Source organism: Culturomica sp., assembly GCF_003524185.1.
GTDB lineage: Bacteria > Bacteroidota > Bacteroidia > Bacteroidales > Marinifilaceae > Culturomica > Culturomica massiliensis.
In genome coordinates this window covers 524-15275 of the sequence record NZ_DOED01000017.1, presented here as the reverse complement: position 1 = coordinate 15275, position 14752 = coordinate 524, and the positions used below count along the sequence as shown (strand labels likewise).

Annotated in this window: 5 protein-coding genes; all 5 read right to left on the bottom strand. The window is 43.3% G+C overall.

The genetic code is table 11. The annotated features are described in order from the left end of the window. Positions 1–11: 11 nt before the first annotated feature. A complete protein-coding gene (locus DD657_RS07200; protein WP_287049247.1) occupies positions 12–1004 on the bottom strand; it encodes a hypothetical protein in 993 nt (330 codons plus the stop codon). A 219-nt stretch (positions 1005–1223) separates the two neighbouring features. Beyond that, the gene (locus DD657_RS07195; protein WP_118773154.1) at positions 1224–2150 is read right to left on the bottom strand and encodes a GEVED domain-containing protein; all 927 of its coding nucleotides are present in this window, start codon (positions 2148–2150) and stop codon (positions 1224–1226) included. A gap of 97 nt (positions 2151–2247) precedes the next feature. Continuing rightward, complete coding sequence (locus DD657_RS07190; RefSeq protein WP_118773155.1) at positions 2248–3093, bottom strand: PorP/SprF family type IX secretion system membrane protein; 846 nt, start codon at positions 3091–3093, stop codon at positions 2248–2250. A 71-nt stretch (positions 3094–3164) separates the two neighbouring features. Further along, on the bottom strand, positions 3165–12815 hold the full coding sequence (locus DD657_RS07185) for a PKD domain-containing protein (RefSeq protein ID WP_287049245.1): 9651 nt from the start codon (positions 12813–12815) through the stop codon (positions 3165–3167). A gap of 252 nt (positions 12816–13067) precedes the next feature. Continuing rightward, a partial coding sequence (locus DD657_RS07180; protein ID WP_287049243.1) for a hypothetical protein occupies positions 13068–14752 on the bottom strand: 1685 nt, incomplete at its 5' end.

Genomic DNA, 14752 nt, shown 5'->3' with positions numbered 1-14752 from the left:
TTTAATATTTATCACTTTTCCGATACCGTCTGTCCGGCTTTGATATCGTATCCCCACGCATCGTAAGCTATTCCATCCACCTCACATTCACCGCCGGCAGATACTGTAATTTTAATCCAGGCATTGCAAATCTTTCCGGACACTTTACCGGACAGGCTGATTTTCGCACCGATATAAGCTGTTTTTCCTTCCCATTCCGTATAGGCTCCGGAATACAATACCGGCATATATACGTAATTAGCATCATCCGCCCATTCAGGATTAGCAACCCAAGACGCACCTTCTCCAATTACAGCCCCTTCTTCCAGCGGTGTGATATGGATCAAATCGCCTTCTGCCACACCGATAATATCCTGTCCGTAATTGTCAAAATGAATTCTCTTGGCACTGGGAGCTGTTCCAACTGCAACAGAAGTCTGGAAGAAACCGGCAACCTGCACTTCATTGAGCATAACAGCCAACCAATTCTGTTTATCCATATCTACGGTACCTTTAAAATCGGCAATATACACAATCGTATTGTCCGGTTCTGGTTCCGGTTCCGGTTCCGGCTTCGGTTCTTCAACCTTTTCTGCCTCCACAGGAACTTCTAAATTCAAATGAGAAACCTTGGCATTCTGAGACATAAAATCGATCTTTAAAAGTTTTGTCATACCTGCTTCTACTGCATCAGCTTCCACTGTACAACTAAATTCAAAAGAACGCTTTCCTTTTTCTATCGTAAAATGTTCCCGGGAAAAGGTCACTTTATCAGCACTCACCTCACTATTATCAGCAACCTTTACTTCAAACCCGATGGCTTCCGGAGATTTCGCATCGACAGCCACACTCAACTGAACCGTTGCAGCCTCCGTCGCTCCCTGGGCAAAGAAAACTTTGGCAGGCACCGCTGCCGCTGCCGAACTCACTTCCTTCAAATCAATGGCATTATCGTCATCACTACAGCCCTGAATAATCAGAAAACTGCACACAACCAATAACGCTTGTAAAACATACTTTTTCATTTGTTCTGGTGTTTATATTTATTGATAATAAAAAATCGTTACGCAAAAATAGAATGGCAACTACACAATCGTTTTAAATTTTACACATTCCGAGCCTACAAAAAGCTATTTTACAGGTATTTTAAATCTACACGTCACAAACCAATATACTATAAACCAATAAAATAACTTTTTGCAGAAATCTACATTTCAGATATTTTTCAAATACGAAATAAAAATTTACTCGGGATCAGAAATAAACAATGTATAATCTTCAAATTCGCCGGAATCAATATAACCGCATCCCCCATTATCGATATCTGTATCGGGTTTAGCAAAGAAACCGACCCGGATACCGGTCAGACCGACCGACGCATCCGCCGGAATAGTAATCTCACCTGTCAACGGATTAGCAGCAGCAGCTTTATCCATATCCCGACGCAAAATAAGTTCGTCTTTCCCGTCAAAACGCCCGTCCCGGTTCCAGTCGATAAAGAATACAATTTCATAAATATCCCCATCTCCTGTTTTCCACCAATCCGGAGTCAACTTGTAGCTATAGGTTTCCCCTTTTACCGCTTCTCCCCGAATATCAGAATAATTCACAACGGCAGAATTCCCATAATAGTCGGCAGCATCGGCAGTCAAAACCGCATTGTTGATGCCGGCAAATTCAAACCCATTGATTCCGGCATACATACCCCAGTTCGACTCGGGCAAACAATATTCCGGACGCGGAGAACGAATAGCTCCCATCGTAATATTGCATACGATATAAGAGGTATCGGCAAAAACGGCATCAGAACTACTCATATCGATACGGATTTTTTGTGCGTCCCCATCGGCAAAGTTTTCCTGCAAAATAATCAGTTTCCCATATGTTTTGCTATTGCCTTTACCAATCCACAGGGTAGACTTTTCTATCCTAAAATGCTTATTCAGCTTAGCCGTTGTCTCTCCGTTTACCGATAACAAAATATGTGTATCCTCGTTTACCGGACGGTCGGCTATAACATCAAATACGACCGGGATATCCTTATCCTGCAACACAACATCCCGCATATGAAGTCCCCCTACCGTCAATTTCACCGCAGGTGCAGGCGTATCGCTCTCACACGAAAAAAGCAGAGCGGCAAGCGGAATCAATACTAAATATATTCTTTTCATATCTCTAATTCTTAATTGTTAATTTACCTATTTGTCAGCCGTCTGATTGCCCGGGAACACTCCCCATGATACAACCAAACGCTCGACAAATAATCCCTTAATCCCTGTTCATCTTGAAACCCAATGATATTTCAAATGACTTTTTGGACAAATCCGACAATTCCCCGGTATTGATTCCATAACAAGCTCCTACCGTCAACATTTTAATAACCTCTACGTTCGCCATAATATTTATCCCCTGGTTTTCACGGTAAGTTGCACCAACTCCGGCCAGATTCCGGTAACCGAACATCGCCCCGGCTTCGTAAAAATTATCAAATTTATTATTGTAGCAATACATCGCCAGCGGACGGATGTACCAGTTTTTAGAGACGGAAATATCATAGGAGCCGGTGAAATAACAATTGGCCATATTCGTTTCATCCGCATAAAACGAAATATACGAACTGGCGCCAACCACTAATCTTTTCCAACGGTAAGTCAAACCGAATCCTCCGATAAAATTACTTCTATCGTAATTTTCAAGTACCATACCATTATCGCTGTTAACGGCATCTTCTAACGAATAATGCCACATTTCCGCTCCCAGATACAGACCGAATCCCAGATAGGATTGCTCACTTATCCGGATATTTACATCGGCATTCGCTCCGATGATGTTGTTATGCCGGTGTCCTACTTTTTCGAAATCACCTTTAACACCGACTCCGACAAATTTATTGAATCCATAACGGGCATTGAATCCGGTTGTTTTCGGAGCCCCTTTAAAGCCCGACCATTTTTCACCATACAATACCAGTGCACTGATACCTTTCTGACCGCTCTCGTAAGAGGGATTCACCAACTCCGGATGTTTCGCCAATTCCAGGTATTGAGATGCCGTTTGTGCCCAGATAGTTCCTGCCATACAGCAAGCTACTATTACCAATATAATTTTTTTCATTGTTACTTACTTTATCGTTTAAGCAGCAGGGAAGCAGGTTACAGGCAAAAGCCCGTAACCCGCTTTTGCTTTTATTTTCTGATCACTTCCACGAAGCTCTTAACAGCCTGAGGTTTACCATTCTCTACATACTTCAAGATATAGTAATAAGTACCGGCAGGCAGGTCTCTCATATCGAAATCATCGTAATAATCTTTGGTTTCATAGATAACGACTCCCTGCTGATTGTACATCACCAGACTCTTCTTGATCCCGGCCAATTCCGGAATACGGAAAATACAATCATGTGTACCGTCGGATACGACCAAGTCCATGATCTTCATATCGGCCCCCTTACGAACAATCTGCATTGTTGCCGTTTTGTATCCGCGATAATTCTGATCCTGGATTTCAGCAAACACCGTATATTCGCCCGGAGCATAGGGTAACTGTGCGAAACCGTTGTAAGTCACATCCACAGCCAATCCGGCAGGATTCGTTTCAACAGCAGCCGTTTTCGTATTCCCGTCATAGGTAAAACGCAAATCGGAAATGCGAACGACAGCCAACGCTTTGGTAATCTCCATTTCACCGGTCGTAACAATGTCGTAATTTTCATCGATAATCTGAATAGCATATTCGTAAATACCGCCGTCGACAACCGTATTCGTCACTTCTCCGTCTTTCCGGTAAATAATCTCATAATCCAGATTTTCCGGAACAGTCGTAAATTCCAGATCGTGATGATTACCGTCATAAACAAATCTGTCTTTTTGAATCTTCACTTCCGGTGCAGCCGGTTTAATAACCATAGTTTCCCAAACAACACCTTCGTAATTTACATCCGTAATCGTAGCGATGACAGTATGTTCTCCGACTTCTACCGCACCTTCCTCACTTCCGTTATAAGTAACTCTCGTTTCAAGGTCTGCCGGTATAGTCTTCACCTTAGCAACATATTTCGGAGTACCGTCAAAGATGTATTCCCGTTCCAGTATAATGCTTACAGTTCCGTCTATTTTCCGGATAGCAAATTCGGTTTCCAAAGGTTCTGCCATATAATTATCGGCTTCCAACTCGGCAATCAACACATAATTACCGCTATTCTTCGGCTCAGCCACCTCTACACCGTTCTGCATATATTTCACCGTTACCATATCTTCATATCCGGCAGGAACAGTAGTAACCTCTGCCTTCAATGTCTCACCGGTATAATTCTGACGTAAATTGGAAGCAACGATCTGAATCGGCATTTTACGTATTTCCAACTGAGCATGAACATCCTCCACGCTATACGGAATCGTTCCGGCATAAGACGCAGTTACATCGTAGATACCGGCATCTTTCGGAGTTACTTCCACACCGTTCTGCTTGTATTCGACACGGATATCATTTTTCAATTCAGACGGAGTAGCTGTAAAATCAATCGATTTTACCTGACCGTCATACTCCTGCACCAGATTATCCAATTGAATAGCGCCGAATGCCTTGGAAGTAATAGTCAGTACTTCACTCTTGACACTTCTGTTTCCATCGGCATCTTCTGCAACCAACGTTACCATGGCAGCTCCTTTCACCTTGAAACTTACAGTCGGATTCGTCTCAGTCGAAACAGCAGGCTCTCCGTTGTCAAAAGTCCATGTATAGTTTACAGCAGCAACCGAACGGTTGGTAAAACTTACCGGTTCACCGACAGCAGCGGCTTTGGCACTGGCCATAAAATCAGCCTTGATAAATTCTCTGGCTTCGATAAAAGCCGGCATTACTTTCGTATCGGTCTTTCCGAATTCATCCGTTACTTTCAGGGTTACATCGTATTTTCCAGGCGTTGCATAAGTTACAACCGGATTTTCCATTGTACTGGTAGCCGGAACACCACCTTCAAATGTCCATTCCAAAGATTGAATAGTAGCAGTTGCCGTAGAAGTCGAAGCAAAGTTTACTTCTTCACTTACTGCACATAACGTTTTATCCGTTGTAAAATCAGCCGATACTTTGGCCAAGTTGACTACGATAAAGCGATTTTCCTGCAACGTCTTTGCCGTTCCCCCCTGAGGCGTTACAACAACCTGTACATCATAAGCGCCTGCAGCTGCATAGCTGACAACCGGTTGTGCTTCAGTACTGGTAGTGGTCTTAGCTCCTGCAAATGTCCAGGCGTATGCAGCACCTTCCGGAGCCCCTTCTACACTCAGGATTACCGTTTCGTTTTCACGTACTGCCGGTTTATCGGCAACGATATTCATCACCAATTCGTCATCCCCTCCTGCAGCTCCGATACGTACGGCATATTCTTCAATTGCATACGGACTACCGCAGGCTAATAATGGATTATTTGCAATGTCCTCATTAAAATAATCAGTAGCAAGCCGCATTCTCAATACTCCTTCTGCAGCACCGGCAGGTACTGTAATCGTTCCGGTTGCCGGGTCCGACTCTTGATCTGCTCTGAAAGCTAACACACGCTCAGTTGCATCGTCAAAATGTCCATCGTTATTCCAGTCAACCCACACATAGATACCAACAGGCCAATTTGAATTCTTAGCTTGCAAAGTATATGAAACATTTTGTCCTTTTTCCATAACAAAAGGAGCATTTCCGGTAAAATCATGATAAAATTGTGTTCTGTCCACATCATTACTGATATCCCCGAACTGCACCTTCTTTATTGTAGCCCATTCGGTATACGACCCTGTCGGCATACAATCAGCAGGTTTCATTGCAGAAACAACAATCACAACGCTTTTCGTCTGCGTTTCTCCGTTACCGGTCACAGTCAATGTAACCGTATACGTACCGGCAGCCGCAAAAGCATGTGTTGCATTTTCAGTCGTAACAGTTCCCGAACCGTCACCGAAATCCCAACTATAAGTTTCAGCCCCGATCGAGGTATTTGTAAATACAACATCCGTACCGCTGTTCACCTTTGTCGACGAAGCGGTAAAAGCAGCTCTCAGCAAGAAAGGGTTCACTGTAATGTAATTGCTCTTCTTCACTGTACGCTGTGATCCGTCGTTTAACGTAGCAACCAAGGTCACGTCGTAACTGCCGGAAGTTGCATAACTGACAGCCGGCGTTGCCACAGTAGAGGTTGCAGGCGTGCCGCCCTCGAAAGTCCATGAGTACCCTGTCACCGAGCCGGTTCCTGTTGCAGATGCACTGAAATCGACAGCCGATCCTGCGAAGACTTCCATTGGAGTAGCCGTAAAATCAACATTTACCTCAGGAGCTTTCTCTCCGACCGTGATAAAATCATACATCGTAATATTCTTCTTCACTCCACCTTCCAAGGTCAATTCCAAAGTAACATCGTATACACCTTCTGCTGCATAAGTCACTTCAGCCGGTTTCCGGTCCGTACTTTGAGCCGGCGTTCCGCCATTAAATGTCCATTTATAACCGGTCACATTCTCATCGGTAATCTGATTGACAAAAGCGGTAAACTGTACGGGTTCGGCAATTGCCGGATTGGTATTGTCCGCCACGATATAGCCGGTCGGACGTTCCTTCTTTACGATAACCGTATAATCTTCCAGTTCTCCCATACTTTCCATTTGATCACACGGAGTACGGTAGTTGTAATAAGAGGTACGCACCCGCATACGGGTTGCTCCTTCTTTGGCATCTGCCGGTACGGTTATCATGATTTCGGCAGGTTTTGCATCATCCTGATAACGGGCAATCGTTTCGGTTGCTTCGTCGAATGTACCGTCCTGATTCCAATCCACCCAAGCCATTACTTTGGCAGGGGTTCCATCCATACTTAAATCCACCACAAACGGCAGGGCACTGTCTTTGGACAATACAAAAGCAAAATCCGTATAGTCATTCACCCATTTTTCAGGCGCATGAGTCGTCTCATGTTTTTGATCTCCGACAGCTACATTGATAATGGAATAATAACTTCCTTTATCGGCGATCTGACAATAAGTATTTGTATTTTCATACACATTGATCAGCATCGGCTGAATAAGTGTATGGGTTGCACCGTTGACATCGGTAATCTTTAACACGACTTCGTAAAGTCCGGCCTGATTATAAAATACATCGGGCGGAGTCTGTCCGCTGAATGTGGCAGGCATACCGCCTTCAAACGACCATTCCCAGGCAGCGATTCCGGCAGAACTTTCCGAACGGTCGATAAAGTTCACACTACCGCCTTTCACAATATCGGTAGACGAAGCCTCGAATCTTGCCAGAGTAGTAGCCGGATTGACTACAATAAAGTTTTTCTTCTCGACAATCTTCTTCTCTCCTCCCTGTAAGGTCAATTCCAAAACCACCGGATGTACACCGACCTCCGTATATTGTACCGGAGCAGGAACACGTTCACCGGAAGTTGCAGGTGTTGCTCCCTCGAAAATCCATTTATAAGATTCAACACCGGCTTCGGTGATTTCATTGATATTAGCCCGGAAAGTCACATATTCCCCGTTCTTGATATTCTGTTTATCGGCCAAAATATCTCCTGATTTTGCAGGCTGACTGATGACCAATGAATAATCTTCTACTTCTCCGTAATATCCTTCATCCTCACAAGGTTTAAGTACCTTATCTCCGATTTTTACCCTTACACGCATACCGACAATACCTTCTGCTGCATCTTCCGGCACGGTAACCGTCAAATGTTCCGGTTTGTCGTAATTGGAAATATAGCTGGCTACAACTTCAGCATCTTCAAAGGTACCGTTACCGTTCCAATCGATCCAAGCCATTACGCGGGCTTCCTGATTATTGGTGTTCAGATCCACATCGAAAGGTAAAACCTCACCTTTTTGGGCAGCAAACTGTACTGTACGGCTATAATCCGTGTAATTACCGGATTCGGATGCATTATTCTGTTCTCCGAAAATCACATTCTTGATATAGCAATAAGTATTTTCTGTCGGAGGTGTTACGCTTACCTGACAATAATCTCTATAATCGGCCGGGAACACGGTCACGCCCGGTGTCGCAAAACGGGTATGTACACGTCCTTTTTCATCCGTTACTTTTAATATCACCTCATAATCTCCGGCTGTTGCATAAGTCACCTCTCCCGGATGCTGACCTTCGAATGAAGCAGGCTGACCTCCCTCGAAAGTCCATTCCCATTTTGCAACATCGAACGAACCGGTAGACGCATCCGTAAACATTACTTTTCCACCTTCTACCAAACTGGATGCAGAAACCGTATAATCGGCTTTCAACATAACAGGCTCAATCGTAATGTAATCTTTACGAGTCAAAGTAATAGTCGTATCGGCTGTTTTTACTTCCAATCCGACAGCATAAGAACCGGCCGTATGATACGTAATTTTACCGGGCTTCTCTCCCTCGAATACAGCAGGCGTTCCACCCTCAAAAGTCCATTTATAGCTTTCTACCGGCAAAGCCGAATAGCTATAGTTTGTAAAATCAATATCAAAACCTTCGTATGTCAGGGTTTTGTCGGCAGCAAACGAAACCATAAGGTTTTGCTGTGTCTGTGCCCCTGCCATGATCGGTTCATCAAACATTTCATTGTAAGCATAGTCCTTAACAATATAGGATTGACCGTCAGCGGCAACCTCAATCCGGATCCATCCGTAACGGGTATGTCCCTGAAAATCGTACTTAATACCGATATAGGCTTCCTTATCGCGCCAAACGGTATAATCCGGATGATGAATAAAATGCTCGTCCGGCCAATCACCGCCGTCCACCCAATTAGAAGCACCTCCGATAATCTCTCCCGCTTTCACCGGTGCAATATTCCGGCTGGTACCCTCGCAAATCAACGGAGCACCGTAAGTCTCCAAACGCAAAGACAATCTGTCATTAATATCATACCATACTCCGTAAGCGTTACCGTCAATATCCAAAATTGTCCAGGTATTGTAGCGGGAACATTCGAAATTAGGTATATCCACATACACAACTTTATAAGGATCCAAAAACTCGAATGCCAGACGCACATCTTTTTTCGCCAAATTCGTACCGGCTACAAATGCAGCATCTTTAAACGAAAACTTCAGATTCTTCACAGAAGCTGCTTTATCATGGGCTGCTGCTTTACCGTTTACTTTCAGCACAACTTTTTCATCCCCTCTCAATTCGGCAACCAGGGTCAGTCCTTCTCCCAATCCATCAAACGTATAATCGGTCCCGGCCTGTAATACACCGGAAGTCTTGGCAAATTTTCCAAAAACCAGATCGATCACGACAGAATCCGTTACTGCACCGTCATTATTTATTCCCTCATGGAAAGTCGTATTTTTAGCCACTAAAAACGGCGGCTCTAAAGTTCCGTTATCGCCTGCACGCACCGGAGTCATCGGTCCGGAATGATAAGCCAGATCTTTTACAGTATAGGAAGAACCGTCGGCTGTAACCTCCAAGCGCATCCAACCGAAATGGAAATTACCCTCCAATTGGAATGCAAAACCGAGATAAGCTTCTTTTCCGGCCCAATCCGTATAATTAGGTCCAAAAATCCAGTGCTCGTTCGGCCAATCACCACCGATGTTCCATAAATCTTCATTCGCAATCAGGTAACCTTTATCCAAAGGTTTCACAAATGCAGTGCTTTCCCCCGCATTGGTACAAATTATATTTTGCTTATAAGCTTCCAAACGCAATGCCCCTTCGTCATCAAACCACACTGCAAAGTCGATCTCTTTATGTCCGGCTACCGGGAAAATATGAGTAAATGTATTGCTTGCATTACAAATAACGTCCTCAATATCCACATATACGATACCGAAAGGATCCCGGAAATAAATATTGAACTTATGTTCCTTTTCCTCTACGGGTTTTGTAAAAGCAGCATCTTTAAATGCAATGTTCCAATCTTTTATGCTATCGGCAGCCGCATGATTCTGAGCTTTACCGATCAATTGTATCTGCGCCGTTACTTTATCGATCACCTGCACGGCAACACTCAATCCGGCCGGTAAACCATCAGCCGTATAATGAGTACCTGCCGTCAATTTCTCTCCGGCTGCCACAGCAAACTCCGCTCCTTTTACCGATACAGATACAGAATCCAGACTACCGTCGTTAATAACAGGTTCGTATAACTCTGTTGTCGTCCAAGCCAGATAAGGTTTCTGATCTTTTTTCTTATAACCGGCCTGAATAGGTTCACCCGGAGCTTCATTATAAGCCCAATCTTCCACCGTCATCATATTGCCGTCGGCCTCGAAACGGATACCGATCCAACCGTAATGCAACAATCCGTCATTCACAAACTGAATACCGACATAAGCGGTTTTTCCAACCCAATCCAAATAAGTATCAGATTTTACATCCAGCATACTTTCGTCGATTTCCGGCTGTGGAACACCTGTTTTCTGTTGTTTCCATTCCATACCTTCCATCAATGTCTCCCCTATCGTCTGCCCGAACTCCAAAGCTACGATATTTGAAGTTCCTTTATGAACAATCAACGGATTGTTCGCACTTACCAATTTGTATTTTCCGCCCAATTTTTCAGCATACCACACTTCATAATCGGCATTACCGATACCGAAACTGAATTCTCCCCAACTTCCGCTCGGTGCACACCACAAATCATCCATATCATTATAGAAAATATCATACGGATTTTTAAACACAATCTTTATCTTCTGTGAAAGACCTCCGATCTTAGCATTGCTTACCAACGCTTTATTCAAGTCGATCTTTATCGTTTTTCCATCCGCCTCACTGTGCTGTACAGCTTTACCGCTGATATCGATCACTCCATTCGTTTTATCTGTCAAAGAAATTTTAACAGCCAAACCTTCAGGTATGCCGGTAATTGTATAATCGGTACCAGCCACCAAAAGACCGGATTTTGTAAACTCCGAAGTTACCCCGGATATTTTCAGGGATACTTTTTCATTTACAGTTCCGTCATTTACCACATCCTCAACGACTTCCGACGGAGATACCTGTACCTTTTCCTGAATACCGTCAGCCGTTTCCCCGGCTTTGATCGCTCCTCCCGGTTCCGTATTATAAGCCCAGTCATGAATCGTATATCCTTTACCGTCCGCATTGAAACTGATATTCATCCAGCCGTAAAGCGTTTCGCCGTTTGCAACGAATTGTATGCCGACATAAGCATTCTGCCCCACCCATTCGTTATAATCCGGCGATTTCAAATCAAAAACACCTGCATATTCATCCGCCGGCGTTCCCCAGCTTGCATTCTCATCAATAACCTCACCCAAGATCAACGGCTTGATATTCAATGTTCCCGGATAAATAACAAGCGGTTTTTTATAACTCTGCAATTTATAAGCATCTACAATATCGCTGTTATTGGAATACCAGGCTCCGTATTCTGCATTGCCTGCCCCTAAAGAAAAGAATTTCCAGGTATTCGCAGGAGAAATGGAAATATTTCCGGCATCACCATATATAATAGTATAAGTATCCCGGAAAGTATAGTTCAAAGTAAAGGTCGGATTCAGGATCGTCCCCTCCGTTAACATCGAGTTTTTCAGGGTTACGGAAAAAGAACCGTTATTAGCTGCTGCATGAGCTGCAAATTTTCCGGTAAGTTCACCTTCCAGATAATTTTCAGGAGCCGCTTTTAATTTCAGGGTCACACCTTCCGGCAAATCTTTTACCGTATAATCCGTTGCTGCCAGATATTCACCTTCCACTACTTTTAAATTACAATCGCGCAATAAAATTTTATATACAGCCGTAAACGAACCGTCGTTCGCAGCAGCTTCACGTATTGTATTTTCTGCAACTTCAATCCGCGGCGTCGGTTCTGTATAGAACACCTTTTTGTGGTTTTCCTCCTGCCATAAGGTAACGCGTGCCTCATGCATCAAAGCCTCTTTCATACGAGCTACCTGTCCTTTGGTGAAATTCTTGTATTCACGAGGGTAGTTCATAAAATTACACACGTCTATCACTTCACCGAAAGGGTTCTTATCGCCTTCCCGAAGATTCGAGTTCTTAAGATGAACCGGCGTGTCGTCTATCTCATCATTCGGATAAGTATACTCACCGTTCTCACATCCTTCAAACGTATGCATCAAATTAAAAAAGTGCCCGAACTCATGGGTCAATACGGAACGGAACTCCGAGTCGGTATTCGTTCCGATATAACTTCCGTTGTATACGACACGGGCCAGGTTCGCATCACTCATCCTGACAGAAGGATACCAGGCCACACCCGAGTTATTGGTAGCTCCATCATTGTACAAATCCTGCATGATGTATACATTCATATACCGGTAGTTATCCCAGGCATATTTTTGTATCTCGGCATCGTATCCGCCACCGTTACCGAAACCCGAGTTCCAATCATGAAAGGTAACACCGGTCGTCGGATTTCCGTCCGGATCTTTTTCTGCCAGACGAAATGTTATTTTCAGGGGACATTTAAAAGGATCCCGCTCCGGATGCAACTGTTGCCAGTCAGCCTGCAATCCCCAATAATCCTTATTGGTTTCCACCAAAGCATTCCGGATAAGATCGACAGTTATTTTTGCCCCGTTGTCATACTCTGCACCAAAAACATGGAATACGACCGGTATTACATATTCAAAATCGTCCGGCGGGGTTGTCACCCGAACCGATTTTGCACGCGATTTCAAAGGACGGGTCTTCAAATACTCCGCTTCTTCTCTTGCAGCGACCTCATTTACTTCCGAGGCTCTACAATCTAAACATTTTTCTCCCGGTCGATGATTATGTTTTGGCGAGGATTGCCCCATCGCAATACAAATCATACAAAACCACAGGAAAAAAGTCAAAAAAATTTTAGCTTTGTTCATACTCAATTATGGTTTGATTGTTAATTTCAGTCAATTTTCCGAATACAATATTAATTAAACCACCTCCAACGAAATCGTTTTCGTTTTTATATGAGTACTACAAAACGGGATTTTAAAGACGTTTTATACCTACATTACAAAAATTAAACATCTTATTTACAACCAGATGATAACAAAATTTAACCTACATTCAGGCCAATTTATATAAATAATGATAAAAAATTTAGAAAGTTCAGCAAAACCCTTCCAATATTACATCTTTTTCATGTATTCATTCAATCCCTCGTCCGTTTCCAAACCCAACTTTTTACGCAACCGGTAACGGGCCATATTGACGGTTTTGGGAGTCGAACCGACCAAAAGTGCAATTTCCTTGGTCGTAAAATCGATTCGCAATAGAGAGGCAAGTTGTTTCTCGTTTTTGGATAAATCCGGATGGGCTTCTGTCAGACGCACGACAAATTCAGCATTAATACGATCGATTTCCGTAATCAAAGAACCGAGATTATCTTCTTTATTCTGGTATTGGGTAATAAAAGCATTTATTGTTTTCAATTGCGCCTTTACATCAGGTTTGGCTTCCTTATAAGACTCTTTGATCATCGATTTGATTTTTTCGATCAATTCGTTCTTACTACGCACATAACAGGCAAAGTTCGTCAATTCTTTTTTACTATGTTCCAACTCGATCTGGACATTCTCACGTTCCTTCTCTGTTTTTTCGAGTTGAAGCTGCATCATTTCTTTCTGTTGCGCTTCGATTTTTTGAGTAGCTTCCAATAAGATCAATTTGCGACGCTGCCGCACCCTCCATACAACGAAAGAAAGACACAATAAAATCCCCAAGCCGATAGCCAGCATTACCGACATATCCCGCTGAAGTCCTTTAATCTTCAATTCCTTTTGCTTCAGATTCAATTCCTGCTGCTGCGATTTAAAACGCCGGTCCGCGACATTCAGTTCGATTTCCCGGATTTTCCGCTCCGACAGCATAACCTTTTCTATTTCATAAAGGCTCTGCATGCATTCGTAGGCTTTCTTATAATTGCCGAGTGCATTATAAACCCAGGTCTGATAGCGGTAATTATCACAAATCAACTCTTTTGCACTTAAATTATTGGCCAGAATAAAAGCATTCTGCAACCATTCCAAGGCTTTGTTGTAATCCCGCTTGTTGAAATACTGCGTGGCCAGATTATTGTAATTTTCCGCCAACGACCAATTTGCTCCCAAGGACCTGTTGATTTGAACGGCTTCTTCCAGCCATTTGATTTTTTCATCCGGATTTTCTTCCAGCAATCCCAGGTTATTCAGATTCGCCGCCACATTTTTGGAATCGTTCAGTTCACGATTAATCTTGAGCGCGTATTTAAAACACTCTTCTGCCTTCGGATTATTTTCCGAGCGTTCATAAGCCAATCCTTTGGCATTATAACACCTGGCTATTCCTGAAGAATCCTGCAATTCCCAAAAATATTCCAGCCCTTTATCTACAAATTGAAAAGCTTTCTTAACATCCCCGAGACTGATATACAAATAACTGATATTTACATGAATCTCTGCTAACAATCCTTTATTATCGGACGGACATTTATCCAATGCATTATAAAACGCTTCAAAGCCCATATCGAACGATCCCAGATTGATGTAAGAACGTCCCAGTGCCAGCAGCGACAAACAAATAAGATTTGCATCCCCCGACAATTCGGCTTTCAATATTGCCGTATTGGAATACGAAACAGCCTTTACCGGATCTGCATAAGTACTTTGATGCGCCCTACGAATATATTCGTCCACCTCTTTCTTTAACAGTTCTTTCTGCCCCGGCTCCTCCCCCCGAGCCGAAAACAATAATAAAAAAGTAAAAACAAATAATATATACCCTTTCATCGCACCGTAATATTCTATAAAGTGATACCTGCTTAGCAAGCATGTAT

Coding starts and splice junctions, on each gene's coding strand:
- DD657_RS07200 (WP_287049247.1), bottom strand. CDS start 1,004: ATGAAAAAGTATGTTTTACAAGCGTTATTGGTTGTGTGCAGTTTTCTG.
- DD657_RS07185 (WP_287049245.1), bottom strand. CDS start 12,815: ATGAACAAAGCTAAAATTTTTTTGACTTTTTTCCTGTGGTTTTGTATG.
- DD657_RS07195 (WP_118773154.1), bottom strand. CDS start 2,150: ATGAAAAGAATATATTTAGTATTGATTCCGCTTGCCGCTCTGCTTTTT.
- DD657_RS07190 (WP_118773155.1), bottom strand. CDS start 3,093: ATGAAAAAAATTATATTGGTAATAGTAGCTTGCTGTATGGCAGGAACT.